The 26,850-nt window shown below is 67.4% G+C and carries 25 protein-coding genes; 7 read left to right on the forward strand and 18 right to left on the reverse strand.

The window, feature by feature from the left end:
- Positions 1–7: 7 nt before the first annotated feature.
- Positions 8–901, forward strand: coding sequence for an AraC family transcriptional regulator (locus BMW54_RS08705; protein ID WP_090054644.1), 894 nt, complete (start codon positions 8–10; stop codon positions 899–901).
- On the opposite strand, the gene BMW54_RS08710 is transcribed toward BMW54_RS08705, so the two are convergent.
- From BMW54_RS08710 to grxD, 10 genes are all read right to left on the reverse strand, one after another.
- A complete protein-coding gene (locus tag BMW54_RS08710) occupies positions 898–2,469 on the reverse strand; it encodes a PAS domain-containing sensor histidine kinase (RefSeq protein WP_090054646.1) in 1,572 nt (523 codons plus the stop codon). The genes BMW54_RS08705 and BMW54_RS08710 overlap by 4 nt on opposite strands.
- Before the next feature lie 86 nt (positions 2,470–2,555).
- Positions 2,556–2,828: a hypothetical protein gene (locus BMW54_RS08715; protein ID WP_090054648.1), complete on the reverse strand. Its 273-nt coding sequence runs from the start codon at positions 2,826–2,828 to the stop codon at positions 2,556–2,558.
- A gap of 65 nt (positions 2,829–2,893) precedes the next feature.
- Positions 2,894–3,499 (reverse strand): DNA-3-methyladenine glycosylase, encoded by a 606-nt coding sequence (locus tag BMW54_RS08720; protein ID WP_090054649.1) that lies wholly within the window; start codon positions 3,497–3,499, stop codon positions 2,894–2,896.
- Between the two features lie 211 nt (positions 3,500–3,710).
- Positions 3,711–3,866: a DUF3309 domain-containing protein gene (locus BMW54_RS08725; protein ID WP_089978734.1), complete on the reverse strand. Its 156-nt coding sequence runs from the start codon at positions 3,864–3,866 to the stop codon at positions 3,711–3,713.
- 139 nt (positions 3,867–4,005) lie between these two features.
- Complete coding sequence (ppnN, locus tag BMW54_RS08730; RefSeq protein WP_090054651.1) at positions 4,006–5,403, reverse strand: nucleotide 5'-monophosphate nucleosidase PpnN; 1,398 nt, start codon at positions 5,401–5,403, stop codon at positions 4,006–4,008.
- Between the two features lie 192 nt (positions 5,404–5,595).
- On the reverse strand, positions 5,596–8,976 hold the full coding sequence (locus BMW54_RS08735) for a TonB-dependent receptor (RefSeq protein WP_090054653.1): 3,381 nt from the start codon (positions 8,974–8,976) through the stop codon (positions 5,596–5,598).
- 446 nt (positions 8,977–9,422) lie between these two features.
- The gene (locus BMW54_RS08740; RefSeq protein ID WP_090054654.1) at positions 9,423–11,129 is read right to left on the reverse strand and encodes a bifunctional ornithine lipid synthase OlsF; all 1,707 of its coding nucleotides are present in this window, start codon (positions 11,127–11,129) and stop codon (positions 9,423–9,425) included.
- A 229-nt stretch (positions 11,130–11,358) separates the two neighbouring features.
- A complete protein-coding gene (locus tag BMW54_RS08745) occupies positions 11,359–11,955 on the reverse strand; it encodes a YhgN family NAAT transporter (protein WP_090055846.1) in 597 nt (198 codons plus the stop codon).
- A gap of 58 nt (positions 11,956–12,013) precedes the next feature.
- Positions 12,014–12,787 (reverse strand): SDR family NAD(P)-dependent oxidoreductase, encoded by a 774-nt coding sequence (locus BMW54_RS08750; RefSeq protein WP_090054656.1) that lies wholly within the window; start codon positions 12,785–12,787, stop codon positions 12,014–12,016.
- Positions 12,784–13,107 (reverse strand): Grx4 family monothiol glutaredoxin, encoded by a 324-nt coding sequence (grxD, locus tag BMW54_RS08755; protein ID WP_090054658.1) that lies wholly within the window; start codon positions 13,105–13,107, stop codon positions 12,784–12,786. Before grxD ends, BMW54_RS08750 begins: the two co-directional genes overlap by 4 nt.
- Positions 13,108–13,213: 106 nt before the next feature.
- Between grxD and BMW54_RS08760 the strand changes: the two genes are divergently transcribed.
- The gene (locus BMW54_RS08760) at positions 13,214–13,795 is read left to right on the forward strand and encodes a Fe-Mn family superoxide dismutase (RefSeq protein WP_090054659.1); all 582 of its coding nucleotides are present in this window, start codon (positions 13,214–13,216) and stop codon (positions 13,793–13,795) included.
- Between the two features lie 41 nt (positions 13,796–13,836).
- Here BMW54_RS08760 and BMW54_RS08765 read toward each other — a convergent pair whose 3' ends face one another.
- On the reverse strand, positions 13,837–14,991 hold the full coding sequence (locus BMW54_RS08765; RefSeq protein ID WP_256374576.1) for a 5-(carboxyamino)imidazole ribonucleotide synthase: 1,155 nt from the start codon (positions 14,989–14,991) through the stop codon (positions 13,837–13,839).
- Complete coding sequence (gene purE / locus BMW54_RS08770) at positions 14,988–15,503, reverse strand: 5-(carboxyamino)imidazole ribonucleotide mutase (RefSeq protein ID WP_090054661.1); 516 nt, start codon at positions 15,501–15,503, stop codon at positions 14,988–14,990. The genes BMW54_RS08765 and purE overlap by 4 nt, the downstream gene beginning before the upstream one ends.
- A 74-nt stretch (positions 15,504–15,577) precedes the next feature.
- On the opposite strand from purE, the gene BMW54_RS08775 reads away from it, so the two are divergent.
- The 4 genes from BMW54_RS08775 to BMW54_RS08795 all read left to right on the forward strand — a co-directional run bounded on the left by BMW54_RS08775 (position 15,578) and on the right by BMW54_RS08795 (position 20,032).
- Entirely contained in the window at positions 15,578–15,859 is a 282-nt protein-coding gene (locus tag BMW54_RS08775) for a Trm112 family protein (RefSeq protein WP_090055851.1), read from the forward strand.
- 87 nt (positions 15,860–15,946) lie between these two features.
- On the forward strand, positions 15,947–18,214 hold the full coding sequence (locus BMW54_RS08780; RefSeq protein ID WP_090054662.1) for a DUF1631 domain-containing protein: 2,268 nt from the start codon (positions 15,947–15,949) through the stop codon (positions 18,212–18,214).
- 135 nt (positions 18,215–18,349) lie between these two features.
- A complete protein-coding gene (gene nadC / locus BMW54_RS08785; protein ID WP_090054664.1) occupies positions 18,350–19,240 on the forward strand; it encodes a carboxylating nicotinate-nucleotide diphosphorylase in 891 nt (296 codons plus the stop codon).
- 396 nt (positions 19,241–19,636) lie between these two features.
- Complete coding sequence (locus BMW54_RS08795) at positions 19,637–20,032, forward strand: DUF3301 domain-containing protein (RefSeq protein WP_090054667.1); 396 nt, start codon at positions 19,637–19,639, stop codon at positions 20,030–20,032.
- Positions 20,033–20,083: 51 nt separating this feature from the next.
- Here BMW54_RS08795 and BMW54_RS08800 read toward each other — a convergent pair whose 3' ends face one another.
- The 5 genes from BMW54_RS08800 to petA all read right to left on the reverse strand — a co-directional run bounded on the left by BMW54_RS08800 (position 20,084) and on the right by petA (position 24,018).
- Positions 20,084–20,518, reverse strand: a complete 435-nt coding sequence (locus BMW54_RS08800) for a ClpXP protease specificity-enhancing factor (RefSeq protein ID WP_090055853.1) — start codon at positions 20,516–20,518, stop codon at positions 20,084–20,086.
- A gap of 136 nt (positions 20,519–20,654) precedes the next feature.
- Entirely contained in the window at positions 20,655–21,299 is a 645-nt protein-coding gene (locus BMW54_RS08805) for a glutathione S-transferase N-terminal domain-containing protein (protein WP_090054669.1), read from the reverse strand.
- A 70-nt stretch (positions 21,300–21,369) separates the two neighbouring features.
- A complete protein-coding gene (locus tag BMW54_RS08810; RefSeq protein ID WP_175472813.1) occupies positions 21,370–22,125 on the reverse strand; it encodes a cytochrome c1 in 756 nt (251 codons plus the stop codon).
- On the reverse strand, positions 22,118–23,419 hold the full coding sequence (locus tag BMW54_RS08815) for a cytochrome b (RefSeq protein WP_090054670.1): 1,302 nt from the start codon (positions 23,417–23,419) through the stop codon (positions 22,118–22,120). Before BMW54_RS08815 ends, BMW54_RS08810 begins: the two co-directional genes overlap by 8 nt.
- Positions 23,419–24,018, reverse strand: coding sequence for a ubiquinol-cytochrome c reductase iron-sulfur subunit (gene petA / locus BMW54_RS08820; RefSeq protein WP_090054672.1), 600 nt, complete (start codon positions 24,016–24,018; stop codon positions 23,419–23,421). The genes BMW54_RS08815 and petA overlap by 1 nt, the downstream gene beginning before the upstream one ends.
- Positions 24,019–24,254: 236 nt before the next feature.
- On the opposite strand from petA, the gene BMW54_RS08825 reads away from it, so the two are divergent.
- Complete coding sequence (locus BMW54_RS08825; RefSeq protein WP_090054673.1) at positions 24,255–25,445, forward strand: S1C family serine protease; 1,191 nt, start codon at positions 24,255–24,257, stop codon at positions 25,443–25,445.
- Positions 25,446–25,556: 111 nt separating this feature from the next.
- Here BMW54_RS08825 and BMW54_RS08830 read toward each other — a convergent pair whose 3' ends face one another.
- On the reverse strand, positions 25,557–26,693 hold the full coding sequence (locus BMW54_RS08830; protein WP_090054675.1) for a lytic transglycosylase domain-containing protein: 1,137 nt from the start codon (positions 26,691–26,693) through the stop codon (positions 25,557–25,559).
- Positions 26,694–26,850 lie beyond the last annotated feature (157 nt).

Below are 26,850 nucleotides of genomic sequence, written 5' to 3' on the forward strand. Positions count from 1 at the left end.
GACCCCGATGCCCGACGCGCTCATCGATGCCCTCACGCTCTTCACGAGCCGGCGGCCCGGCGAGAGTCCGTATGCGACCGGCGTCCCGGGCCTGACCATCCTGCGCTCGGAGACCGCGCGCATGCCGAACCTGCTGGTCTATCGGCCCGTCCTGTGCGCCGTGGCGCAGGGCTCGAAGACGGCGACGTTCGGCGAGCGGCGTGTCGATTACGAGGCCGGCCAGGCCCTGGTGGTGGGCGTCGACACGCCCGCCCTCGGCGAGGTGACCCAGGCCAGCCCGTCCGAGCCGTTTCTCGGCGCGATCGTGGAGCTGGATGTCGCCCTGCTCCACGATGTCATGTCGTCCATGGAGCCACGCCCCCGGCCTGCCCCGGACGACGAGCCCGCGGCGGCGATGATCCGGATCGACGGCCCGGTCGCGGACGCGGTGACCCGGCTGGTCCAGCTGGCCGATACCCCGGCCGCGATCCCGATCCTGCAGCCCGCGATCATGCGCGAACTCGCCGCGTGGATGCTGATGGGTCCGCAAGGCGGCGTGCTCGCGCGACTCGCGGCCAGTCACGCCACGCCGGGTCGGGTGATCGGTGCCATCCGCGTGCTGCGCGACCGCTTCGCCGAGCCCGTGCGGATCGAAGAACTCGCGTCGCTGGCCCAGCTGAGCACCTCGGCGTTCCACCGCCAGTTCAAGCAGGTGACGTCGATGACGCCATTGCAGTACCAGAAGCAGTTGCGCCTGCACGAAGCGCGCCGGCTCATGCTCGCCGACGCCTCCAGCGCGGAAGCCGCCGCCTATGCGGTCGGCTACGAGAGCCCGTCGCAGTTCAGCCGCGAGTACGCGCGGATGTTCGGCAGCCCGCCACGTCGCGACGTCACGAATCTGCGGTCGTCCGCGTCCGTCTAGGCCACGCCCGCTTCAGAACGACGCAGCGACGCGATGAGTTCGGTGCGCCCGTAAGGCTTCTGCAGACGGGCGTGGATGCCCGGCGCGTCGCCCGGTAGCTCCGCGTAGCCGCTGGCGAGCACGATGTGCAGATCGGGGTAACGCTCGGTCACCTGCGCGGCCAATTCGACGCCCGTCATGCCGGGCATCGCCTGGTCGGTGACCATCATCGAGATGCCCTTCGCCTCCGCGAGCAACCTGAGCGCCTGCTGCCCGGACGACACCCCCACGGCGTCGTAACCGGCATAGCAGAGCATCTCCACCGTCGTCGCGAGAACGAGCGGATCGTCGTCGACCACGAGCACCGAGGGCGCCATGGCATCCTCTGACACAGCCGGGCCAGCATGCTCGACCGGCGCCTGCGAGCCCTGCGACATCGCGGCGGCGGTGGCGCCGGCGACGGGCAGCCAGATGTCGATGGTGGTGCCGCCGGGCTGCGAACTCTTCAGACGCATGGCCCCGCCGCACTGCCGCACGATGCCATGGACCATCGACAGGCCGAGACCCGTCCCCTTTCCCGCGCCCTTCGTCGTGAAGAACGGCTCCGTCGCGCGAGCGAGCGTCGCTTCGTCCATGCCGGTACCATCGTCCGCCACGGAGAGACGCACGTAGCCGCCCGCGGGCAACCCAAGCACGGTGTCCTCGCTCAGTGTTTCGGGCCGCGCGGAAATCACCAGCTTGCCACCGTCCGGCATGGCGTCGCGGGCGTTGACACCCAGGTTGAGCAGGCACAGTTCCAGCTGATTGCTGTCGGCCAGCACCGGCGGAAGCGACAACCGAAAGCTCGCCTCCACGACGATGGCCGGCCCGAGCGACGTGCGCATCAGGTCGGACATCCCATAGACGAGGTCGGGGATGCTGACCGGCGCGAGGTGCAATTGCTGCCGGCGTGCGAACGCGAGCATGCGCTGCACGAGCGCGACCCCTCGACGCACGCCGTTCAGCGCGTTGCCCACCAGCGTCTGGGCGCGGGCGGGAAGGTCGTCGCGATGCGTGAGGAGCTCCAGGTTGCCGTGGATCGCCATGAGCAGATTGTTGAAGTCGTGCGCCACGCCGCCCGTGAGCTGCCCCACCGCCTCGAGCTTCTGCGACTGGAACAGCGCTTCGCGGGCCTGCTCCAGGGCGATCGCCGCATTGCGCTTCTCGGTGACGTCGCGCGTCACCTTGGCGAAGCCGACGAACCTGCCGGACTCGTCCTCGATGCGGTCGAGGATCACGTGCGCCCAGAAACGCGTGCCGTCCTTGCGGACGCGCCAGCCTTCGGTTTCGAGCCGCCCGACCTCGCGCGCGGCGACGAGGTTGTCCCACGGCTCGCGCCGGGCGACGTCTTCCGGCGTAAAGAACGCCGAGTAATGCGAGCCGATGATCTCGTCCGGGAGATAACCCTTGATCCGTTCCGCACCCGAATTCCAGCTGGAGACATTGCCCTCGGGATCGAGCATGTAGATGGCGTAGTCGGCCACGCCCTGCACGAGCAATCGAAACTGCTCGTGGCTTCGACGGAGTTCGTCGAGATTGTCCTGGGTCATTTCCACACCTGTATTCCCGGACCGCCGACCGTACGCACGCGCTACTCACGGATTCGTGAAGAAACCTTCACGCTTGGGCGCATCTTTCAGCTTTCGATCTGCGTGATCGACCGCACGCGGCCGTCGACGACCTCGAACTGTATCGACTTGCCGCGCTGGTAATACTCGAGGCGGTACCCTTCCAGACCGCCGTGGCGGGATTCGATGGGCGTCTCCCGGTCGGGCTTGCCGGCCACCTGGCGCAGGCGGCCTTCGCTGTCGCCCGTGGAGATGACCTGCGAGCCGAACCGATACGTGTCGGCCGCGGCGGCGTCGACCGCGAGCAGGGCGAAGATGAGGATGGCGATGGTGCGCTTCATGCGGGCTCCTGTCCGGACTTCGGGCAGAGCGTATATCGCCGCGCCACGCAGGCCAAGTCGAGGCCTCAGGCCCTCGACACGTTGGGATTGCCCGCCACGTACCAGCGCCACAGCAGGTCCGTGCCTTCGCGGATACCGATGCGCGCGGAGCCCGGGACGTTCTCCGGCGCGGGCATGCCGTCGTCGAGCACCGTGTAGCCCTCCTTCGCCCGCACGAGGTCGATCCCGTTCTGCTCCCCGGTGATGCCGAGCGCCTGGGTCAGGCGCGCCGGTCCGCTGCACAGTTCGCGATCGCGCCGGACTTTCGGCCGCGCCTCGCGCATGCGCTCCAGCCCCGCGATGGGTTCGAGCGCGCGGATGAGCACGCCGACGCCCTCGCCGTCGTCGCCGCACACCGTGTTGCAGCACCAGTGCATGCCATAGGTGAAGTACACATACATATGACCCGGCGGGCCGAACATCACGGCGTTGCGTTTCGTCTTGCCGCGAAAGGTGTGTGCCGCCGGATCGAACGCGCCGCAGTACGCTTCGACTTCGACGATGCGCCCTGCCCGGCCGTCGGCGCAGGCGAGCACCTTGTTGAGGAGTTCAGGGCCCACGACACGCGGGTCGCGATGGAAGAAGGATCGCGGAAGGATGTCGCCGGGCCAGCGAGGTCGTCGTGCCGCCATCACGTCTCCGGCGGCTCGCCGTCGGTATCCGGGTCGGGGCCAGGGCGCTCGACGGGTTCGTGATCGTAGGGCGGCGGCGATGTGCCCGGCGCCTGGCGCTCTGTATCGGGTACGGGACGATGGGGACGCGGCATGGCGAACTCCGGCGGCGCGTCCGCTGCGCCGGCTGAAAAGCGGACCGTCGGATCGACGGTCCGCCGATTCGGATTCGTCAGAATACGCCAAGCAGCCAGCAGACGAGGATGATCGCGAGGATCACGCCGATACCGCCGCTGGGACCATAGCCCCAACCGCTGGAATAACCCCAGGTGGGAAGGCCGCCGATGAGGGCGAGAATCAGCACGACGATGAGAATGGTGATGAGCATGTGGCGTCTCCGGCAGTGGTCCCAGTGACGCGCATCGTCCGGTCGGCGCCGTGGAGACGTCGTGATGCGAAGCCACATGGCGCGCACCACATTCAGCCACCGGAAGGCCGGCGCGGCAGGACGCCGCGCCGGCCGTGGATCACGTCCGGACGACGTAGCACGGCTCGTACGCCGTGCCACCCGGAAGCTTCATGCGGTGCTGTTCGACGAACGCCTTCAGCAGGTCGTCGAGCGCGCGCATGATCTCGGTTTCGCCGTCGATCACGAACGGACCGTGCGCCTCGATCGCGCGCACGCCCTCTTCCTTGACGTTGCCCGCGACGATGCCCGAGAACGCGCGGCGCAGGTCGGCCGCGAGTTCGTGACGCGGACGGCCGCGATGCAAGGCGAGCGACGCCATCGCTTCGTGCGTCGGACGGAACGGCCGCTGGAACGGCAGCGGAATCTCGAGCGCCCAGTTGAAGAAGAAGGCGTCCTTGTTGTCGAGGCGATGATTGCGCACCTTGTCGACGCCGGACACCATCGCGTGCGCGACGGCCGCGGGATCGTCGATGATGATGCGGTAGTGCTCCGCCACCTCGTCGCCCAGCGCGAGCCGCAGGAAGCGGTCGATCTGCTCGAAGTACGCCGCCGAGTTCTGCGGGCCGGTGAAGATCAGCGGGAACGGGATACCCTTGTTCTGCGGGAGCAGGAGGATGCCGAGCATGTACAGGATTTCTTCCGCCGTGCCCACGCCGCCCGGGAACACGATGATGCCGTGACCGAGGCGCACGAACGCTTCGAGACGCTTCTCGATGTCCGGCATGATCACGAGGTTGTTGACGATCGGATTCGGCGACTCGGCGGCGATGATGCCCGGCTCCGTGATGCCGATGTAGCGATTGCCCTTGCGACGCTGCTTGGCGTGCGCGATGGTCGCGCCCTTCATCGGGCCCTTCATCGCGCCAGGGCCGCAGCCCGTGCAGATGTCCATGCCGCGCAGGCCGAGCTGGTAACCCACCCGCTTGGTGTACTCGTACTCGTCGCGCGAGATGGAATGACCACCCCAGCAGACGACGAGGTTGGGATCGACCTGCGGACGCAGGATGCGCGAGTTGCGCAGGATCTCGAACACGGCGTGCGTGATGCCGACGGTGTCGTCGAGGTCGAACGCGCCGGCTTCCAGCTGCGTCGAGATGTAGACGATGTCGCGCACGACGGCGACGAGCAGCTCGTTGATGCCGCGGATGATGCGGCCGTCGACGAACGCCTGCTCGGGCGCGTTCTTCAGTTCGATCTTGATGCCGCGGTCTTCCTGCAGCACCTGGATGTCGAAGTCCGGGTACTGCTCGAAGATCGAGCCCGGATCGTCGGAGAGGTTGCCGGAGGTGAGCACGGCGAGCGCGCAGCGGCGCAGCAGCTGGTGCAACCCGGACCCGCTGGCGTCGCGCAGGCGCGCGACCTCGTTGCGGGAAAGGATGTCGAGACCGCCGGCCGGGGAGACGCGGGCGCTGACGGTCTTGCCGCTGACCGGATCCCCGAACTGGATGGCATTCATGGTGTTACGTTCCTTCTGACCGCGAATTAGCGGCGAACCCCGCCCCGGGTCGGGAGCGGACCGCCTAGGATCACGCGAGTCGTCGGCGGGGGTCAAGTCTCGGGCCGCGTCCAGGGCAGCGACCGGACGGCCAAGAAAAAAGCCGGCACCCTTGCAGGTGCCGGCTTCTCGTCTTTCAGGCGAATCCTTCGCTTAGAACGTGTAGCGAACCGTCAGCATCGCCGACCAGCGGGAGACCGGATTGACCTTGGTCGCGCTGTTGTCGGTCGGGGCGTCGTAGATCGCCTTCTGGCCCGGCTGGTAGTTGCCGTTGGCGTCGGTCGGCAGGTTGTAGATGTACTTGCCCGTCGCCGGATCCACGCCACCGAAGTTGGCGAGGGTGCGGGTGTACGGGAAGCCGATGTACGACTGCTGGCCCCAGTCCTTGTTCACCAGGTTCAGGAAGTTGTAGACGTCGAGACGGATCTCGCCCTTGTTGCCCTTGAAGATGCCCGGGATTTCCTGGCTCAGGCTGAGGTCGATCTGGTTGACCCAGGCCGAGGTGGCGCCGTTGCGACGAGCGACTTCGCCCTGCTTCTTGCGCAGGTAGTCGTCACCCTGGATGTAGCTGTAGAACTGGTCGACGAGCGCCTGCGAAGCGGCGGCCGAGCCGGTCGCGTTGCGGAAGATCGTGCCATCGCCACGGGTCGGGATGTACGCCAGGTCCTTCGAGTAGCTGTCGCCGTTCGAGTCGTTGCCGAAGATCCAGCTGTACGGCACGCCGCTGTGGCCGTCGTAGAACGCGCTGATCGTCGTGGCGTAGTCGCCGAAGAAGTTGTGCTGCCACGTCAGCGAGGCGTTGAGGCGCTTCGCGATGTTGGTGTTCGACGTGGAGGCGACGTCTTCGTTCGGGTTATACCAGGCGCTGTTCGAGTAGTTCGACGTGGCCTGGCTCGAGGTGCCCGGGTTCACTTCGGTCGCGTGACCGCCGGTCGCCGCGATGCTCCATGCCCAACCGTCGGCCATCGGCTTCGAGAACGACAGCGTGACCGTGTCCGAACCGCCCTTCTTGGTGTTCGTCAGGTAGGTGACACCCTGGGCGAAGCGACCGTTCTGGCGGAAGCGGGCGTTGGCGCCGCCGGTGTTCGCACCATTGAGGTTGTTCACACCGTTGACGACGGTCGCGCAGTTCGTGGCGGCCGGACCGTTGAGCGGCGTCGAACCGCCGATGCAGCCGGCGTACGTGTAGCGACCATCCGGCATGATGCCGGTCGGCGCGCCGAGGTTGAGGTTCTGGTACAGGATGCCATCCTGCACTTCGATGTGCTGCCACTCGATCGTGCCGATGATGCCCTGCCACGGCAGTTCACGATCGAACGCCAGCGACGACTTCCAGACGCTCGGCAGCTTGAAGTTCTTGTCGACGGTATCGACGGCCTGCTGCGGGGTCACGCCCGGACCGCTGATCGGCTGATTGAACGGATCGGCGCTGAAGAGGGGGCAGGCAATGTTCTTCTGCGTGCCGAGGTTGCAGGTGCCGTTGGCGTTGCGATCGTACGAATACGTGACGATGTTGATACCGTTGTTCTGGTACGGGTTCGTCATCCACACTGTCGGCGGATCGGACTGGAACAGGCCGACACCACCGCGCAGCTGCGTCTTGTATTCGCTGTCGAAGGTGTAGTTGAACGAGAAGCGCGGCTCGACCAGCTTGCTGCCGTTGATCGTGTTCGCGTTGCTGAAGCCGTAGGTACGTGCGAAGTCGGCGTTGTAGAGCGGCTTGTCGTCGGTCAGGTACTTGTTGACGCGGAAACCGAACTGCACCGAGAGGGCCTCGGTCGGCTGCCACGTGTCCTGCAGGAAGAACGTGTTGCGACGCAGCTCCCACTGGGCGGCGATGTCGTTAAGCGAGTAGCCCGGCGCCGGACGGTACAGGGAGTAGTTGCTGTACAGCCCGTTGGCGATGTTGTTCTGGCCATTGTTGCCGAACGTGTACGCACCGAACTGCGTGCGACCGAACAGGTTGTAGATGCGGTTGCGCTCCCATTCGACGCCACCCTTGATGGTGTGGTCGTCGAGGTACAGCGTGCCCGCCCACATCGCGTTGAGGCTCTTCACCGACGCGCTGTTGTAATGGCTGAACTGATCTTCACCGAGGTTCACGGTCGGACCGGTGGCGGCCGTGCCGAAGTTCGTGTTGTTCACGCGCACGGTGATCTGCGGCTGCTGCGTGTCGACCGAGCGGTTGAGCTGGTAGTCGCTGTAACCGACCTTGGTTTCCGTCGAGAAATTGTCGGCCCAGTCGTCGAACGACTGCAGCGTGTAGTTCTTGATGTCCGAGTTGACCGTGTACCAGTAGCTGGACAGGCCGATCGAGTTGACGCCGTTACCCTGCGGGTTCGGCTTCACTTCCTTGGTACGCGAGTACGCAAGGTTCATGCGGTGACCGTCGGTGATGTTCCAGTCGATCTTCGCGATGTAGCGCTTGTCGGTCAGCGTGCCCGCGTTGGCGGCGGTCGTGCCGGGCGAAAGACCCAGGGCATTCGCGCCGTTGATGATCTTCTGCAGGTCGGCCGGCGACACCTTGTTGAGCGTCGAATTGGCGAGCGTCGGATCGAGGCCGTTCACGGCGCCCGAGCTCAGGCCCGTCACTTCTTCCTTCTCGTAACCGGCGAAGAAGAACAGCTTGTCCTTGATGATCGGACCGCCGACGGTCGCACCGGCCTTCCAGTTACGGTCGAACTCGGTGTAGTCGCGGTTGTTGTCGAGCCAGCCGGCCTTGCCGACCATGCTGCTGGCGTTCTTGAAGCCGTAGTAGGCCGAACCGTGGAATTCGTTCGTGCCCGACTTGGTGACGGCGTTGATCTCGGCACCGACGGTGTCCGACGAGACGTCGTAGTTGGCGGTCGAGATGTTGAACGAGTCGATCGTGTCGAGCGACACAGGCGAGCCGACGGTCGGCATGCCGGTCGAGTTCAGACCGAACGGGTCGCCGACGCCCAGGCCGTCGACCTTGATGTTGTTGAGGCGCGTGTTCTGGCCGTTGGCCGAGATGGCGCCCGTGCCGTGGTCGACGTTGACGCGCGGATCGCGGCGCGCGATGTCGGCGATGTTGCCGCTCGGCGACGGCGCGGCCTTCAGTTCGGCCTGCGAGATGTTCGTGCCGAGACCCTTGTTCTCGGAGGTGAACTGACCCGACACCGCGGACACGGTGACCGCGCCCAGCGCGGTGGCATCGGCGGCGCTGGCGGCGCCACCGGCGGTGAGGTTCACGGCCGTGTCGGCGCCGAGCTGGAGATAGACGTTGTCCTGGCGGACCGACGGCGTGCCTTCCTTCGACGCGGTGACGTCGAACGGACCGCCGACGCGCAGACCCTGAGCCGAATAGCGACCGGCGGCATCCGTGACGGTCGTCTTCGTCGTGCCCGAGGGCTCGTGCACGATGGTGACGGTGGCGTTGCTCACCGGCTGGCCGCTGGCGTCCAGGACGCGACCGCTGATGGTGGAGGACGTCTCCTGCGCGAACGCAGCAGGTGCCGCGAGCAGCGATGCGATCGCGAGCGGCAGAAGTTTGGCGCGGATTCGGCTATTCATCTAATGGTCGACCCTGTGGCTTGCAACGAAAAAATCTTCGGCCGCACGAAGGGGCACTCGGCAAGGGGCCGGGTGGCGCGCTTCGCTTGGACTTCCCCAACTGGTGGCTGTGTCGTCTCTATGTGAACCCGGTCACGAGTCGTAACGCGGTGGCGACAGTTGTTAAGCCAACTTTAACGGCATTGTATGACACTTTTGTAACGTTTTCACGCCGGTTTGATAAATACCAATTTTTCCTAGCCACCCGGCGGATGGCCACAAGCCATTGATTTTAATCATTAAGATGCCGACGACACCGCCGTCGCGGTAACAGCCGCCTTCACGAACACCGCCGTAGGAGCGCGCCCTGCGCGCGACATCTTTTCGCCTCGGTCAGAAAGTCCCCGCACACGCCGGCCGCGAGCCCCAGCCCCCGACCGACGCCACATCCCGGGCGGCCTGGAATATCAGGCTTTGCCGAGGTACCGCGACCGCTTGGCCGGCTTGAGCGAAGCGAGATCGAGCATCACCAGGCCGTCGACGCAGCCCGAGAAGTCCGGATCTTCACCGAAGGCGAGGAACTGCACGCCCTCCGGCTCGACGAGGTCGACGTACTGGCGGTACAGCACCGGCAGCGTGACGCCCAGCGCATCGAGGCGATGCTTGAGCCGGCCGAGGCCCGCCGCGGGATCGAGGCCCGCGAGCTCGTTGCGCACGGATTCGATGGTGGCTTCCGGAATGACGAACGGTTGCCGCGCGGCGGCCAGACCCTGCACGCCGAAGAAATGCTGGTGCGCCGCCGCGATCCACTCGCGTGCTTCGCGGGGCATGCTCACCGACATGCTCACCGGCCCGAACAGGTAGCGCAGTTCGCGGTGACGCTGCAGGTAGAGGCCGATGCCCTGCCAGAGCTGGTCCAGCGCGCGGGAACGCCAGTACGCCGGCGCGATGAAGCTGCGCCCGAGTTCGAGGCCCTGCGCGAGGCGCGATTCCAGCGCCGGCGAATAATCGAAGAGGCTCGACGTGTAGAGCGAGCTCATGCCGTGCTCGGCGATCAGCCTGCCACCGTGGCCGAAGCGGTACGCGCCGACGATGCGCAGCGCCTTCGCGTCCCAGAGCACCAGGTGCTCGTAGTGCGGATCGTAGGCGTCGAGGTCGCGGCGCTTGCCCGTGCCCTCGCCGACGCGGCGGAACGTGAGCTCGCGCAGGCGGCCGATCTCGCGCAGCGCGTAGCTGTCGCTGGATCCCTGCATCAGCAGGATCTTCTTGCCATCCGGCAGCTCGGCCAGCAGCTCGGCCTTGTCGAGTTCCGCGACGACGCGCTCGACGGGCTCGGGATGCGCCAGCGGCGTCTGCCCGCCGAAGACGAGCCCGCGCTGACGCGCCACGCGGTAGACGTGGCGACGCATCAGCTTCGCGGCCTGCTGCGCGTTATCGCCACTGGCCTGCTTGAGTTCGTCGGCATCGACAAGCTTGCCGATGCGGAAGCCCACGCGCTGCTTGCCCGACGTCGCTTCGCGCGGAAGCATCGCGGTGCTCAGCGGCTTGGCGAGCATGGAGAGGCCGTAGAACGCGACCGAATTGCGCGCGGCGATGTGCACCGGCAGCACCGGCACGCCCGCGCGCATGGCGAGGCGGGCGAAGCCGTCGGACCACTTGCCGTCGCGCACGCCACCGGCGCGCATGCGGGACACTTCGCCCGCGGGGAACATGATGATGACTTCGCCGGCTTCGAGCGCGCGGAACACGCCGCGCATCTTCGACGAGGCGCCCTTGCCGAACACGTCGACGGGCAGCAGCAGCGGACCGAGCTGCGGCACCGCGGAGAGCACCTCGTTGCCGAGGATGCGCACGTCGCGGCGAACGGAACCGATGAGCTGGATCAGCGCGATGGCGTCCACCATGCCCAGCGGATGGTTGGCCACCACGATGAGCGGGCCTTCGACGGGAATGTTCTCGCGCTCGCGTTCGGTGACGCGGCAGCTGACGCCGAGGTAATCGAGGGTCTTCTCGCAGAAGTCGAAACCGACCGCGTTGCCCGCGTAGGCGAGCGTGCGATTGAAGCGGTCTTCGTGCGCCAGGGTTTCCAGCATCCCGACGAGCGGCTTGCGCAGGAGCGGATGCTGCGCCAGCCAGGGCACGCGTTCCAGCAGTGTCTGATCGATGCTCAGCATGTCTTAGGCTCCCTGTGACGTCGAACGGTGGCTGCCGTGCCGGGCCGGTGCAGAGACGTGATTACGCATAGTGCCTTCGAACATCCTCAATGCCCCATATCAGGCCTTTCGGCCCATGCCCGAGGATAGGAGCTTCCTACCCTTCCGCGCATGCTCGCGGGCAATTATGACAGCAACCCTACCGCCACGTATGTTCCTGCGGCAATGGCCGCGGCTGAGGATGCTCTGATCAGACCGCGATGTGCAGATAAGCGGACAGGCCGCCCAGGAACATCTGCACCGAGAGGGCGATGAGCAGCATGCCCATCAGGCGTTCCAGCGCGGTAAGCACGCTTTCGCCCAGCCAGCGGAACAGGAAGGTGGAGCTGAGCAGGATCACCGACGTGGTCAGCCAGGCGAGGAACAGCGCGATGCCCCACTCCGCCGTGCGGCCCGGCTGCGAATTGGTCAGCAGCAGGAGCGCCGCCATGGCCGACGGTCCGGCGACGCCGGGGATCGCCATCGGCACGATGAACGGCTCGCCCTCGCCCGGCTTGCCGAACACGCCGCCTTCGACCGGCGGAAAGACCATGCGGATGCCGATCAGGAACAGCACGATGCCGCCGGCGATGCTCACCGACTCCTGCCGCAGCTGCAGCACCTTGAGGATGTACTGGCCGCCGAGCAGGAAGGCCACGAGCACGCCGAGCGCGATCAGCAGCTCGCGGATCATCACCTTGCGCCGGCGCTGGGGCGGCACGTCCTTCAGCAGGGCGAGGAACAGCGGGATGTTGCCCAGCGGATCCATGATCAGGAACAGCAGGATGCCCGCGGACAACGTCGTCATCTGCGTTTCCATGGGTAGAACTCCTTCGTGCGCCCGCCCAGGAGCGGGCGGCGCGTGGTCAATGGGTGTGGCGGATGTCGAGGACGGTGCCGCGCGCCGGCGCGCCGGCGCCCGAGAGCAGATAGACGACGGCGTCGGCCGACGCGGTCGGCAGCGGCCGGTCGAGCGTGTTCTCACCGTAGTAGGCGGCCCGCCGCAGCGCCGTGCGCATCGGCGGCGGCAGCAGCGCGTGCACGCGCATCGCGCCACGGCCGTTCTCCGCGTGCAACACCGCGGCCATGCGCTCCACGGCGGCCTTGGACACGCCGTAGCCACCCCAGTGCGCGCGGGAGAGCAGCTCCGGATCGTCCAGCACGAACACCACGGCGCTGTCGTCGGCCTTCGCCAGCAGCGGCATGCAGGCCTGGGTCAGCGCGAAGGGCGCGGACACGTTGACCTGCATCGCGCGCAGCCAGTCGTCGGGCTTGTGCATCGCGATGGGCGTCAGTTCGTTGAAGTGCGCCGCCGCGTGCACGATGCCGTCCAGGCGGCCGAACTCGTTCTCGACGCCCTCGGCGAGCGCCGCGTAATCGGCCGGCGTGGCGCTTTCGAGGTCGAGTGGGTGGATCACCGGCTCGCTGCCGCCGAGGGCGACCAGTTCGTCGTAGAACTTTTCCAGGGCCCGCACCTTGCGGCCCGTGATGATGACGGTGCCGCCGGCGCGCTGGATCGCCCGGGCCGATTCGCCGCCGAGACCGCCGGTGGCGCCGGTCACGATCACGACACGACCGGCCAGCAGGCCCGGGGCCGGGGCCCAGTCGCCGGGGAGCCGAGCGGAGGGTAACGCGCTCACGATTCGGCTCCGGCCACGTCGGCCGCCATGCGCTTCAGCTCGCCGGCGGCGTGGAGATCCTCGACGATGTCGCAGCCACCGATGAATTCCCCGAGCAGGAACAGCTGCGGGAACGTGGGCCAGTTCGAATAATGGGGCAGGCCCGCGCGGATGCGCGGATCGGCCAGCACGTTGACCGGATGGAACGTCGCGCCCGCCGCCTGCAGGGCTTTCACCGCGCGGTCGGAAAAGCCACAGGTCGGGTATTCCGGCGTGCCTTTCATGAAAAGCACGATCGGATGGGCCGCCACGATGGCCTTGATCTCGTCTACGACGTCCATAGGTCGGATTTCATCATTAGAATGCGATTAGTTACATAGTGTAGCAGCGACGGCCTGCCCCTCCCTGCCTGCGCCCATCCCCCCAGCCACCGCTAAGGAGCCCCTCATGGCGTTCGAACTTCCTCCGCTTCCCTACGAGAAGAATGCCCTCGAGCCGCACATCTCGGCCGAAACGCTCGAATTCCACTACGGCAAGCACCACCAGACCTACGTCACGAACCTCAACAACCTGATCAAGGGAACGGAGTTCGAGAACAAGACGCTCGAGGAGATCGTCAAGACCTCGTCCGGCGGCATCTTCAACAACGCCGCCCAGGTGTGGAACCACACCTTCTACTGGAACTCGATGCGTCCCGCCTCGCAGGCCGCCGAGCCGTCGGCGAAGCTCAAGGAAGCCCTCGACAAGGCCTTCGGCTCGGTCGACAAGTTCAAGGAAGAGTTCACGAAGCAGGCCACCGGCAACTTCGGCTCGGGCTGGACCTGGCTCGTGCAGCGTCAGGATGGCTCGCTGGCCATCGTGAACACCTCGAACGCCGCCACGCCGCTCACCGGCAGCGACACGGCGCTGTTCACCGCCGACGTGTGGGAGCACGCGTACTACATCGACTACCGCAACGCGCGTCCGAAGTACCTCGAGAACTTCTGGCACCTGGTGAACTGGGACTTCGCGGAAAAGAACCTCGCCTGATCCCGTGGGAGCGGATCGTATCCGCTCCCACCTCCGGTCGGTCAGCCGAGCGCTTCGAGCGCCGGCGCCACCTGCGCTTCGCGTCCCAGGCCGACCGCCACTTCCGCCAGCCTCGTCCGCAGCGTGCCCGCGTCCGGGGCGCAGACCGTCGCGTGGCCCACCTTGCGGCCCTCGCGCGCTTCCTTGCCGTAGTCGTGCCAGTGGCCATCGGCCACCGACAGCACCGGCGCCGGGTCGGGCATCTGCCCGATCCAGTTGAGCATGGCGCTGCAGCCACGCACGCCCGTGTCGCCGAGCGGCAGGCCGAGCACGGCGCGGATGTGGTTCTCGAACTGGCTGGTATGGGCGCCTTCGATCGTCCAGTGTCCCGAGTTGTGCACGCGCGGCGCCATCTCGTTGCCGAGCAGCTCGCCGCCACGCACGAAGAGTTCCAGCGCGAACACGCCGACGTAATCGAGCCGCTCGGCGATGGCCTTCGCATGCGCGACCGCCGCCGCTTCCAGTTCGTCCGACGTACCCGGCGCGGGCGCCAGGCTCACCGACAGCACGCCATCGACATGCCAGTTGCGCGTCAAAGGCCAGGTGCGGAAGGCGCCGTCGCGTCCGCGCACGGCCACCACGGAAAGCTCGCGGTCGAACGGCACGAAGGCTTCGAGGATCAGGCCATGCTTGCCGGCCGCCTCGCCGAGCGCGGACCAGGCTGCGTCGACGTCGGCGTCCGTCTTCAGGCGGAACTGCCCCTTGCCGTCGTAACCGAGACGACGGGTCTTGAGGATGGCCGGGAGGCCGATGCGGGCGACCGCGGCGACGAGGTCCTCGCGGGTGTCGACGGGCGCGAACTCGGGCGTCGACAGGCCGGACTCCCGGAACAGGGTCTTCTCGGCCAGCCGGTCCTGGGCGACGGCGAGCGCGCCGGCATTCGGGTGTACCGGGACCTGTCCCGCCAGCCGCTCCGCCGTGGCGGCCGGCACGTTCTCGAAATCGAACGTCACGGCGTCGACGCGGCCGGCGAGCGCGCCGAGCGCCGCCTCGTCGTCCCAACCGGCGACGGTCAGCTCGGTGACCTGCCCCGCGCAGGCGTCGGCGACGGGGTCGAAGGCGACCGTGCGGATGCCCAGCGGCGCGGCCGCGAGGGCAAGCATGCGCGCGAGCTGTCCGCCTCCGAGGATGCCGACGGTGGGAAGCCGGCGCGTCACGAACGGGGATCCGGGTTGTCGAGCACGGTCTGGGTCTGCTCGGCGCGGAACGCGTCCAGCGCGGCGGCGACGGCCGGATCGTGCAGGGCGAGCACGGCGGCGGCGAGCAGCGCGGCGTTGGTCGCCCCGGCCCGGCCGATCGCGAGGGTGCCCACGGGGATGCCCGCCGGCATCTGGGCGATCGAAAGCAACGAATCCATGCCGTTCAGCGCCTTGGACTGCACGGGCACGCCGAACACGGGCAGTGGGGTCTTGGCGGCGAGCATGCCGGGCAGGTGTGCGGCGCCGCCGGCGCCCGCCACGATCACCTGGATGCCTCGCCCGCGAGCCGTGTTCGCGTAGTCGAAGAGGAGGTCGGGGGTGCGGTGGGCCGAGACGACCCGGACCTCGTGCACGATGCCCATGCGGGTCAGCATGCTGGAGGCGTGCTCCATCGTTTCCCAGTCCGAACGGGAGCCCATCACCACGCCCACGCGCGGCGCGCCCGCTTCGTTACCCTCGTTGGAAATCATGGCCGGAGCACCCAAAAGTCGCTATTGTAAAGGCATTCCTAATTATCGGGTTGGCCGGCATCGGCCGCTTCCTCATGGACAAGCGTCTCCTCGACATCCTCTGCTGCCCGGTCAGCAAGCGACCGCTGCGCCCGCTCACCGCCACCGAGCGCGAGCAGCTCAACGCCGCCATCCGCGGCGGCACCCTCGATACCGTGGCCGGCGAGAAGGTCGCCGAGCCCATCGCCGAGGGACTGATCACCACCGACGGCCAGCTCGTGTACCGGGTGGAAGACGGCATCCCCGTCATGCTCCCCGAGGCGGGCATCGGCACGGTGCAGCTGGGCGGCTTCACGCCGGAAACGGATCGCGCATAAAATCCGTGACGCGAGTCACGCTATAAAACATTGGTTCCCGCACAATGGCGCCTCAGGCGGGGGCCAGCTACAGATCCAGGATGTGCGATGAACAATGCGAGTGAGCCGTCGAACGTCGTCGACCTCAGTCAGCGCCTCGACCCGCGCAGCGAACGCGTGGGCGCGCTGCTGGTCACCGTTCGCGGGCTGGCCACCAAACGGCTCCACGCACTCGCCTCGAACATGTTCGAGAACATCGACGACGCCCTCTTCGACCTCGCGGAAAAAGCCGAGAACAACGCGGCGCAGACCCAGTTCTTCGACGGCATGCGCGAGGTTCGCAAGAAGCGCGCGATCGTCGAGCGCACGTTCCTCGGCCAGGTGGCCCGCGACCTCGCCGATTTCTCGGCCGGCCGCACGCGCGCGCCGGATGCCGACGCCTCCGCCCGGCCGCTCGCCAACATCGAGCTGAGCCTCGTCGGCGAGAACGAGCTGGAAGAATCGCTCGCCATCACCAGCATGATCGGCAAGAACGAGCAGCGCCTCGCGCGCGCCCTGTTCGCGGTGAACCAGCGCCTGTCGGTCATCTGTGGCGGTGCGCGCATGGACGACGCCAGCAATCCCGTCGGTCCCGCGTCGCTCGCCGGCGCGTTCCGCCAGGCGATGCGTGAGCTGCTCGTGGAAGTGCGCGTCAAGCTGATCATCTACAAGCTCTTCGACCGCTACGTGCTCGCCGGCATCGACGAGCTGTACGACGACATCAACAACGAGCTCGCGGCAGCCGGCGTGCTGCCGCAGCTGCGGCACGAAATTTCGACGCGTCGCAGCGACGCGCCCGCCCCGATCGGCCCCGCGTCGCCCGCCGCGGCGCAGGCGGCGTATGCCACCGCGCCCGTCACCGATGCCGCGGCCGCCGAATTCATGCAGTCGCTGCATGCCCTGTTCTCCGCGCGCCGCGGCGATGTCGCCACCGGCGGCGCGAGTGGCGCGCCGATCCCGACCGGGCCGCTCCCGAGCCCCACCGAACTCCTCGGCGCGCTGACGCTGCTGCAGAGCCAGATCGCGGTGCTGCCGAGCAACGCTGCGCCGCTCGCCACGCAGGCGGACGTCACGCGCGACGTCGCCCAGCTGAAGGAACAGCTGCTCGCGCAGATCGGCCAGTTGCGCGGCCAGCAGACGGCGCACGTGTCGGGCGTCGACGAAGACACCATCGACCTGGTGGGCATGCTCTTCGAGTTCATCCTCGAAGACCACAACCTGCCGGCCGAAATGCAGGTGATGCTCGCGCGCCTGCAGATTCCCTATCTGAAGGTCGCGCTGCTCGATCGCCGAATGTTCGCGCACAAGACGCATCCGGCGCGCCAGCTGCTCGACGCCCTCGCCGACGCCGCCAAGGGCTGGTCGGCCGAGGCCGATCGCGACGGCCGCCTGTACGAGAAGGTCAAGACGATCGTCGAGCGCCTGCTGCATGATTTCGACGACGACCTCGGCATCTTCAATCGTCTCGCGACCGAACTGCAGGACTTCCTCGACATCAGCCGCAAGCGCGCGGAGCTCGCCGAGCAGCGCGTGGCCGAATCGACCCGCGGTCGCGAGAAGCTCGAGCAGGCCCGCCGCCGCGCCGCCCAGGAAATCGTCGGCCGCATCGGCGAGGCCTCGCTGCCGCCGCTGATCTACGGCGTGCTGACGCGCGCCTGGGCCAACTACATCGTGCTGACGCTGCTTCGTCAGGGCGAGGAATCCCACGAATTTCGCGACTCGCTGCGCTTCATCGACGACTTCGTCGCCAGCGCGCGGCCCGTGCACGACACCAACGCCCGCCGCGACCTGCGCGCGATGCTGCCGGGCGTCGAGCGCGCGCTGCGCCGGGGCCTGGCGGCCGTGGCGTTCCAGGAAGCCGACACCGAACAACTCCTGGCCCAGCTGCACGCGTTCTACCGCCAGCAGCTCGGCGAGGCCGCGCCGGAGACCGCCTCGGGCACGATCGTCGCCAGCGTGATGCCGCTGCCCGAAGCGATCCAGGCGATCGAGGAGCCCGTCCTCGCGCCCGATCCGGACGACGAGGAAGCGGCGCTGCGCGACGAGGCGTTCGACGAGACCTACCTCGCGCAGGCTCGCGAACTGAAGGTGGGTCAGTGGCTCGAGTTCGTGGCCGGCGACGGCACGACCGACCGCGCGAAGCTGTCGTGGGTATCCCCCATCAGCGGGCGCTACCTCTTCGTGAACCGCCGCGGCCTGAAGGTCGCCGACCACAGCCTCGCCGGCCTCGCGCAGGCGTTCGCCGAGGGCACCGCGCGCGTGCTCGACTCCACGCTGCTGTTCGACCGCGCGATGGACGCGATCGTCGAGAAACTGCGCCAGCCGGATAACCCGTAGGAGCGCGCCCTGCGCGCGACAGCTCCTCGCGCAGCCTGCGAGCTGGCGCGCGGCCTGCGGACCGGGGCGAAAAGCTGTCGCGCGCAGGGCGCGCTCCTACGGTAAGGTAGCGGCCTTTCCCTTGCCGCCCCGCCGATGAGCCCTTCCGACCCGCGACACCTTGCCGACGCGCTGCCGTCGAAGACTGAGATCCTTGCCGACGTCGAGCGCGCGTTCGCCGAGGACATCGGACCCGGCGACGCCACGGCCGACCTGCTCGACCCGAAAGCCACCGCCACGGCGGTGCTGACCTGTCGCGAGGACGCCGTGCTCTGCGGCTCGCCCTGGTTCGACGCGTGCTTTCGCAAACTCGATCCCGACGTGCGCATCGAATGGCTGGCGAACGACGGCGACCGCGTCGCCGCCGGTTCGCCGATCTGCCGGCTGGCGGGCAATGCCCGGGCACTCGTGACCGCCGAGCGTTCCGCGCTCAACTTCCTGCAGCTGCTGTCGTCGACCGCGACCGTGACGGCGCAGTACGTCGACGCGATCGCCGGCACGCGGACACGGGTGCTCGACACCCGCAAGACGATCCCCGGCCTGCGCCGTGCTCAGAAGTACGCGGTGCGCTGCGGCGGCGGCACCAATCACCGCATCGGCCTGTTCGACGCGATGATGCTGAAGGAAAACCACATCATCGCGGCGGGCGGCATTCCCGCCGCGGTACGCGCCGCGCGGAACACGCACCCTACCCTTCCGCTCATCGTGGAAGTGGAAAACCTCGATGAGCTCGCGCAGGCCGTGCAGGCCGGTGCCGACCGCGCGCTGCTGGACAACTTCACGCCGGCGATGCTCGCGGAGGCCGTCGCGTACACCGCGGGACGCATCCCCCTCGAGGTGTCCGGCAACGTCGAGATCGACACCATCCGCGCGATCGCCGAGACGGGCGTCGACTTCATCTCGAGTGGCGCGCTGACCAAGCACATCCGCGCCATCGACCTGTCGCTACGCCTGGACGTGAAGCACCCCGTAGAAGCGCAACTGTAGGAGCGCCCTGTGGGAGCGCACCTGGGCGCGACAGCTTTTAGCCGCACCCCTGTAGCTCGCGCGCCAGCTCCGTGACTGTGGCGAAAGGCCGTCGCGGCCAGGTCCGCTCCAACACCACGCCGACGTTGGAGCGCACTTGGGCGCGATGGCTCTCAGCGGCCAGCTCCATGACTGTCGCGAAAGGCCGTCGCGGCCAGGTCCACTCCAACACCACGCCGACGTTGGAGCGCACCTGGGCGCGATGGCTCTCAGCGGCCAGCTCCATGACTGTCGCAAAAGGCTGTCGCGGCCAGGTCCGCTCCCACACCACCCCGACGTTGGAGCGCACCTGGGCGCGATGGCTCTTACGTCGCGGCGGGACTTGTGGTCGCGCCCGCCCGGCCACACACTGCTCCCATGACCTCGTTCACCGACCTCTTCTGGTTGTTCGTACTCGCTGCCGGCGTGGCCGCGTGGTATCGGCTGACGCGGGCCCGCGAGGTGGCGGTGCGGGCGGCGATGGCGTTGTGCAAGCGGTATGGACTGCAGCTGCTCGACCAGAGCGTCGGCCTGCGGGCGATCCGCTGGCAGGGCGTCGACGGTGCACGCCGCCTGGAGCGCTGCTACGCGTTCGAAGTGAGCGAAGATGGCCAATCGCGCCAGCCTGCCCGCCTCTGGATGACCGGAAACGAGGTCGCGAGTTTCTCGCTGCCCCATTCGGGCGCACCGGAACTCGAGACCGTCGTGGCGACCGACAGCGTGCTGGCCACGAGCAATATCATCTCGCTCGCCGACCGGCGCAGGCTGCACTGACGAACGACATCCTCGTCGACATGAAAAACCCGCCTTCCGGCGGGTTTTTCGTTACTTGACGACGCGCAGATGCGGCGTGCCGCGCTTCGGACGGTCGTCGTCGCCACCCGAGGCGGGTGGCGTGTCGCCGGCCTCGCCTTCGGACTCGTCGGCGGCGCCGGCGTTCAGGGCCTCGTTCTCGTCGGCCGGGAACATCATGCCCTGGCCGTTCTCCTGCGCGTACAGCGCGAGCACGGCGTGGACGGGAATGACGATCGACTGACTCACGCCCGAGAAGCGGGCCTGGAAGGCGATCCGGTCGTTGCCGAGGTCGAGGTTGGCCACGGCGCGCATGGCGAGATTGAGCACCACCTGGCCATTCTTCACCACGTGCGACGGCACCCGCACGCCCGGGAAGCCCGCATCCACGAGGACGTACGGCGTGAGGCCGTTGTCGCTGATCCAGTCGTAGATGGCGCGCAGGAGATAGGGCCGATTGGAGGTCATGCCCGCGTTTTCGTTCGTATCCATGGAATCCGTCCTCGTCGTACCCGCCGGTCGGTCGGGAAGCACCCAAAGCCCGGCAGGGCAAGGTCTGGCGAAGAGTTTAAGGGATACGGCGTCCCGAAGGACCAAAAACGAGCTAAACCGGACTGAAATTGAAGTCCGGACGCATATCACGCTCTTCCGGCGTGAGGCTGCGGGCGAAGCCCTGGCTGTGGAACAGGCGCTCGCCATAGTCGACGATCGGCTTGCCGTCCTTGCCCAGATCGACGCCCAGATGCGGCAGGCGCCACACCACGGGGGCCACGAGGCAGTCGATCAGGCTCATCTCGGGATTCAGGAAGAACCGCGAGGCCTTGAACAGGGGCACCGACATCAGCAGGTGCTCGCGCAGGCGCTTGCGGGCGCCCTCGGCGACCTTCCCGCCCTCGCCGATGGTCTCGATTTCCGGGAGCCAGTCGTTCTCGATCCGCCAGGTGCCCAGGCGCAGGCGCGCACGGGAAAGCGGGTCGATGGGCATCAGGGGCGGGTGCGGGTAGCGTTCGTCGAGGTATTCGACGACGACCGCGGGGTCGTACAGGGTGAGATCCCGATCGACCAGCGTCGGCAGCGTGCCGTACGGGTTGAGGTCCAGCAGGTCGGCCGTGGGTTGATCGGACTTGAGGATGATCCGGTCGTAGGCGACGCCCTTGGCAGCCAGCACGAGGCGCGTGCGGTGACAGTGGATGTCGTCGGCGCTGGTGTAGAGCGTGAGTGCCGAGCGCGAACGTGCATTCTGGACCATGCTTTCGATCTCCCTCCCTGCTGCCTGAACGATGACGGGGCGACCCGTGGCCGCCCCGCCAGGACGTCAATCAGTGACTATCGTGAACGTCCTTCCAGTACTCGTGCTTCAGAAGGTACAGGAGGAAGGTCAGGCCAGCCAAGAACAGGATGACCCAGACGCCGATCGACTGGCGTTCCAGGGCGGCCGGCTCGGCCGTGTATTCGAGGAAGGTGGCCAGGTCGCGGGTGGCGCCGCGGAACTGTTCCGGGGTCATCCGGCCGGGAGTGGTGATCTCCAGCTTCTCGACCGCGGCTTCCTGGCCCGGAGCGGCCTCGCCGTGAACGGCAGTCTGCAGGCCCTGCAGTTCCCACAGCACGTTGGGCATCGAGGCGTTCGGGAAGACCGTGTTGTTCCAGCCCACCGGGCGGCTCGGGTCCAGGTAGAACGAGTTCAGGTAGTTGTAGATGAAGTCCACGCCCTTGGCGCGGGCTTCGAGCGAGAGATCCGGCGGATCCTTGCCGAACCAGGCCTTGGCGTCGTCGGCCGGCATGTGCGAGATGACCGGCTCGCCGAACTTGGCGCCCGTGAAGTTGAAGTTCGTCATCACCTCTTCCTCGGACAGGCCGAGGTCGGAGGCGAGGCGCGAATACCGCACGTATTTCAGCGAGTGGCAGCCGACGCAGTAGTTGAAGAAGAGCTTCGCGCCACGCTGCAGCGATGCGCGGTCGGCGACGTTGGTACCGGCGGGCGCCAGTCCCTCGCCACCTTCGTTGGCGAGGGCGGGAATCGTGGCGACCGCAAGGCCCAGCGCCAGGGCGATGGAGGAGATAGCGCGCTTAATCATGCATCGTCACCCGTTCCGGAACCGGCTTGGTCTTCTCGAAGCCAAAGCGCGTGTAGACCCAAAGGAATACGAAGAACCCGAAGTAGCCCAGCACCATCAGGCGGCCGAAGGCGTTCTCCCACGTGGTGACGTCCGCATGCGGGAACCACGCCGGGATGAGCTCCGCGGTGACGCCCGCGCCGACGAGGCCGAGGGCGAGGAAGCTGACGACGAGGACGGCCAGCGCGATTCGGAAGCCCAGGCCGCGGTAGCGCACGGAGCGGACCTCGCCCTTGTCGATCCACGGCAGCAGCGCCAGCAGCAGGATCGCGCCGAACATGCCGATCACGCCCCAGATCGCCGTGCCGAAGAACGACGGGATCATGCGCAGGATCGCGTAGAACGGCGTGAAGTACCACGACGGCTTGATGTGGCTCGGCGTGACGAGGTTGTTCGCCGGCGTGAAGTTGTCGTGCTCCAGGAACCAGCCGCCGAACGTCGGCGCGAAGAAGATGATGAACGCCGCGATCGTGAGGAAGAAGCCGGTGCCGAAGAGATCCTTCACCGTGTAGTACGGATGGAAGGGAATGCCGTCGGCAGGCTTCTCGGCATCCCAGCGATTGCCCTTCGGGCCGTGCTTCACGTCGACGCCGTCGGGGTTGTTCGAACCCACCTCGTGCAGCGCCGCGAGGTGCAGCACCACCAGGAGCAGCAGCACCAGCGGCAGCGCGATGACGTGCAGCGCGAAGAAGCGGTTGAGGGTGGCATCGGCAGGCAGGAAGTCACCCATGATCCACTGCACCAGCGCGTCGCCGATGAAGGGAATGGTGCCGAACAGCGAGATGATGACCTTCGCGCCCCAGAACGACATGTTGCCCCAGGGCAGCACGTAACCCATGAACGCCTCGGCCATCAGCACGAGGAAGATCAGCATGCCGAGGATCCAGACCAGCTCGCGCGGACGCTTGAACGAGCCGTACATGATTCCGCGGAACATGTGGAGGAATACCACCACGAAGAACAGCGATGCGCCCGTGGAGTGCATGTAGCGGATGAGCCAGCCCCACTCGACGTCACGCATGATGTACTCGACCGAGTTGAACGCTTCCAGCGCACTCGTCTTGTAGTTCATGGTGAGGAAGATGCCGGTCACGATCTGGTTGACCAGGACCAGCAGCGCCAGCGAACCGAAGTAGTACCAGATGTTGAAGTTCTTCGGCGCGTAGTACTCGGTCATGTGCTTCCGGTACATGGGCGCGAGGCCCGGGGCGCGCTCGTTGACCCAACCGGCGATGTTCGAGAATACGTTGGCCATCAGCCTGCCTCCTGCGGATCGACACCGATCTGGATGTGCGTGTCGTCCACGAAGTGGTACGGCGGCACGGGGAGGTTCTTCGGCGCCGGGACGCCGCTGAAGACGCGGCCCGACAGGTCGTACCGTGACTTATGGCAGGGGCAGTAGAAGCCGCCCTTCCAGTTCGCGTCGAACGGCTCCGGCTTGATGTCGGGAACGAAGTCAGGCACGCAGCCCAGGTGGGTGCACAGGCCGATGACGACGAGCCACTCGGGCTTGATGGAACGCGTTTCGTTGGTCGCGTACTTGGGCTGCTGCGCCGCGTCCTTCGACTCGGGGTCGAGCAGGCGCGAATCCAGGCCCTTCAGCTGGGCCAGCTGATCCTTGGTGCGATTGACGACGAAGACCGGAAGGCTGCGCCAGGCGTAGGTGACTTTCTGACCGGCCTCGATGGCACTGATATCGACCGTGACAGGCGCCCCCGCTGCCTTTGCCCTTGCGCTCGGTTCCCACGACTTGATGAAGGGCACAACCGCAGCGACCACTCCCGCACCGCCGACAACTGCTGTCGTCACGGTAAGAAAGCGACGGCGGCCATGATCGACGACTTCGTTCGCCATCAGGCTCTCCGGAACTTATGCCATTGAGGATGCGGACCCCTATCGCCGGTTCTTCGGAAATCGGCTTCCGCAAATCGCGTCAGTGTAACGTCAGCACCAGCCACGTACAATAAAATGAACTTAGCCCTGTCCGGCGTCCCGGCGGAGGGCTGCCAAGGAACCGCCCGGAAGCGGAAAAACAGGTTCGCGCTTCGTTGGCAAGGCGACGCGACGACGACAGGACCCCGCGCTCTTACATGAAACACGCCGCCCGCACGCTCGCCTTCATCGCTCGTTTCGTCGTGCTCGGCCTCGCGGTCGCCTTCGTCGTGGGACTCTTCTGGCCGGGTAGCGGCGCCTTCCTCCGGCACCGGCTCGCCGGCACGCAGGAGGCGGCCGAGACGCCCGTGGCCGCCCTGCCCGCGCCGGGCGCGGCCCCCGCCTCGTACGCCGACGCGGTGGCGAAGGCCGCGCCGTCGGTCGTCAACATCTACGCCAACAAGCTGGTCACCGAGCAGCCGCGCGAGCTCTACTCCGATCCGGTGCTGCAGCGCATCTTCAGCGTGCCGAGCGGCCCCGTGCGCACACGACGGCAGCAGAACCTCGGCTCGGGCGTCATCGTCAGCGACGATGGCTACGTGTTGACCAACAACCACGTCATCGCCAACGCCGACGACATCCAGCTGCTGCTCTACGACGGTCGCGTGGCGAAGGCCCGCGTGGTCGGTTCGGACGACGAGACGGACCTGGCGGTGCTGAAGGTCGACGCGGGCAACCTGCCGGCCATCCGCATGACCGACGCCGAGACGCGGCCACGCGTCGGCGACGTCGTCCTTGCGATCGGCAACCCGTTCGGCATCGGGCAAACGGTCACCATGGGCATCGTCAGCGCCATCGGCCGGCAGCTCAACCTGTCGAGCCTGGAGAACTTCATCCAGACGGATGCCGCCATCAACTTCGGCAACTCCGGCGGCGCGCTGGTCAACGCGCATGGCGAGCTCGTGGGCATCAATACCTCGCTGATCGGACAGGCCGTCGGTGCCGAGGGCATCGGCTTCGCGATTCCGGCGCAGAGCGCGCGCGACGTGCTCGACCAGATCGTGAAGACGGGCCATGTCGTCCGCGGCTGGATCGGTGCCGACTACGGCGCGGTACCGGTGTCGGCCGATAGCGGCCTGCCCTCCGCGGCGCGCGGCGTCGTGGTCAACGAGCTTTCGCCGGGCGGTCCGGCGGCGCTCGCCGGCATCCAGCAACGCGACGTGCTGCTGAAGCTCGGCGACGAGGACATCCTGGATACCTCGGACCTGCGCCGCCACGAGGCGTCGCTGAAACCGGGCGTAGCCGTGACGATATCGGGCCTGCGCTACGGCGCCCCGTTCACCGCGACCATCACCCCGACGCAGCGCCCGCCGAGCGCGCCGATGCAGCCGTTGCGTTCGACGCCCTGAGCACCGCGGCCAACTGGCCCGCTGCCGCGGGATCGCCGATACGATCGGCTCCCACCAGATGAGGTCACCTACCGGAGGGGTGGGAGCCGATCGTATCGGCGATGCTCTCGCTCAGGCGCCGCGGATGGCCAGGGGCGTGCCGGGCGCCGGGCGCTGCCGCAGCGTTTCCGCGTAGCGCTTGCGCAGCACCCCCACGCGCTCGACGTAGACCTGCGTCTCGTCGTAAGGCGGCACGCCGTTGTACTTCTGCACCGCGCCGGGACCGGCGTTGTACGCCGCAGCCGCCAGGCGCTCGTTGCCGTTGAAGTTGCGCAGCAGCAGGGCCAGATACCGCGCACCGCCGCGAATGTTCTGGTCGACGTTGAAGGCATCCAGCACACCCATGTCCCGCGCCGTGCCCGGAATCAGCTGCATGAGCCCCTGGGCGCCGGCGACGGACAACGCGCGCGGATTGAACGCGCTCTCGGCGTGGATCACGGCCCGCAGCAACGCCTCGTCGACGCCGAACTCGCTGCTCGCCGAACGGATGGTGTCGCCGAACGAGGTGATGTTGAGGGCCACGCTGTTCCAGTCGATCTTCGAATGGACGTCGCAGGCGGCGCAGGTCGCGATATAGGTAAAGAGCATCTTGATGCTCTGACCCCTGGCCCCGCCGCCGGGCGGAATGTTCGTGTACTCCACCCCGCCGTCCGCCCGGGTGATCCGGTAGACGGCCCCGCGCAGCACCCGAGAGCCTTTCGGCGCCGCCGGCGCTTCGGCGGTCGCGAGGTCCGCGCTTGCCGATTCCCGGTAATCCCAGCTGCCCTTGGGCGCGGTGACGGGTGGCAACACCGGCGGTTCCAGCGTGTTTCCCTCGGCTCCGCCCACCACGCCGCCGGTCACACCCGCGAACGAGGGGGCCGTCGAAGGGATCAGCGCCACCGACCCGATCACGCCCTCCAGCGAGGCCTTCCCCGGCACGTCCTCGAACACGGCCGCGGGAGCGACGGGCGCCGCGGGCCGGGCGGCGCGGGCCGGCCCGGTGCTGCCGATGCGCTTGCAGTCCTTGTAACCGGCCGCGCTGCTGGAAAAGACGGTCTCGCCCGTGCTGCCGGTGCAGCGGTAGAGCGCCCCGGCCACGGCCGGACCGGCGCTCACGCCGGCCAGCAGGACGCACGCCACCGCGGCCCTTCGCAGGACCGTGCGGACACGCGGGAAACGGCGGGCGGCATGGCCGGCGCTTTCCCCTGGCGACGCGTCGTTGACCATGGGCGCGAGTGTGCCCGAAGCCCCCTCCGGAGCCAAGCAGGGATAGCGTGACCATCTTCACGCAAGTCATTGATCCACGGCGCCCATCTGGCAACGGAGGGACCGGCGGCGTAAACTGCGCGGTTCGGTGATCCACCACGAAACCACGGTACCCCGG

It is taken from the genome of Luteibacter sp. 329MFSha (assembly GCF_900111665.1).
Lineage (GTDB): Bacteria > Pseudomonadota > Gammaproteobacteria > Xanthomonadales > Rhodanobacteraceae > Luteibacter.

What these genes read in the sequence shown, in the direction of transcription:
- BMW54_RS08705 (WP_090054644.1), top strand. Translation starts at nt 8, where the DNA reads ATGCCCGACGCGCTCATCGATGCCCTCACGCTCTTCACGAGCCGGCGG.
- BMW54_RS08710 (WP_090054646.1), bottom strand. Translation starts at nt 2,469, where the DNA reads ATGACCCAGGACAATCTCGACGAACTCCGTCGAAGCCACGAGCAGTTT.
- BMW54_RS08715 (WP_090054648.1), bottom strand. Translation starts at nt 2,828, where the DNA reads ATGAAGCGCACCATCGCCATCCTCATCTTCGCCCTGCTCGCGGTCGAC.
- BMW54_RS08720 (WP_090054649.1), bottom strand. Translation starts at nt 3,499, where the DNA reads ATGGCGGCACGACGACCTCGCTGGCCCGGCGACATCCTTCCGCGATCC.
- BMW54_RS08725 (WP_089978734.1), bottom strand. Translation starts at nt 3,866, where the DNA reads ATGCTCATCACCATTCTCATCGTCGTGCTGATTCTCGCCCTCATCGGC.
- ppnN (WP_090054651.1), bottom strand. Translation starts at nt 5,403, where the DNA reads ATGAATGCCATCCAGTTCGGGGATCCGGTCAGCGGCAAGACCGTCAGC.
- BMW54_RS08735 (WP_090054653.1), bottom strand. Translation starts at nt 8,976, where the DNA reads ATGAATAGCCGAATCCGCGCCAAACTTCTGCCGCTCGCGATCGCATCG.
- BMW54_RS08740 (WP_090054654.1), bottom strand. Translation starts at nt 11,129, where the DNA reads ATGCTGAGCATCGATCAGACACTGCTGGAACGCGTGCCCTGGCTGGCG.
- BMW54_RS08745 (WP_090055846.1), bottom strand. Translation starts at nt 11,955, where the DNA reads ATGACGACGTTGTCCGCGGGCATCCTGCTGTTCCTGATCATGGATCCG.
- grxD (WP_090054658.1), bottom strand. Translation starts at nt 13,107, where the DNA reads ATGGACGTCGTAGACGAGATCAAGGCCATCGTGGCGGCCCATCCGATC.
- BMW54_RS08760 (WP_090054659.1), top strand. Translation starts at nt 13,214, where the DNA reads ATGGCGTTCGAACTTCCTCCGCTTCCCTACGAGAAGAATGCCCTCGAG.
- purE (WP_090054661.1), bottom strand. Translation starts at nt 15,503, where the DNA reads ATGATTTCCAACGAGGGTAACGAAGCGGGCGCGCCGCGCGTGGGCGTG.
- BMW54_RS08775 (WP_090055851.1), top strand. Translation starts at nt 15,578, where the DNA reads ATGGACAAGCGTCTCCTCGACATCCTCTGCTGCCCGGTCAGCAAGCGA.
- BMW54_RS08780 (WP_090054662.1), top strand. Translation starts at nt 15,947, where the DNA reads ATGAACAATGCGAGTGAGCCGTCGAACGTCGTCGACCTCAGTCAGCGC.
- nadC (WP_090054664.1), top strand. Translation starts at nt 18,350, where the DNA reads ATGAGCCCTTCCGACCCGCGACACCTTGCCGACGCGCTGCCGTCGAAG.
- BMW54_RS08795 (WP_090054667.1), top strand. Translation starts at nt 19,637, where the DNA reads ATGACCTCGTTCACCGACCTCTTCTGGTTGTTCGTACTCGCTGCCGGC.
- BMW54_RS08800 (WP_090055853.1), bottom strand. Translation starts at nt 20,518, where the DNA reads ATGACCTCCAATCGGCCCTATCTCCTGCGCGCCATCTACGACTGGATC.
- BMW54_RS08805 (WP_090054669.1), bottom strand. Translation starts at nt 21,299, where the DNA reads ATGGTCCAGAATGCACGTTCGCGCTCGGCACTCACGCTCTACACCAGC.
- BMW54_RS08810 (WP_175472813.1), bottom strand. Translation starts at nt 22,125, where the DNA reads ATGATTAAGCGCGCTATCTCCTCCATCGCCCTGGCGCTGGGCCTTGCG.
- BMW54_RS08815 (WP_090054670.1), bottom strand. Translation starts at nt 23,419, where the DNA reads ATGGCCAACGTATTCTCGAACATCGCCGGTTGGGTCAACGAGCGCGCC.
- petA (WP_090054672.1), bottom strand. Translation starts at nt 24,018, where the DNA reads ATGGCGAACGAAGTCGTCGATCATGGCCGCCGTCGCTTTCTTACCGTG.
- BMW54_RS08825 (WP_090054673.1), top strand. Translation starts at nt 24,255, where the DNA reads ATGAAACACGCCGCCCGCACGCTCGCCTTCATCGCTCGTTTCGTCGTG.
- BMW54_RS08830 (WP_090054675.1), bottom strand. Translation starts at nt 26,693, where the DNA reads ATGGTCAACGACGCGTCGCCAGGGGAAAGCGCCGGCCATGCCGCCCGC.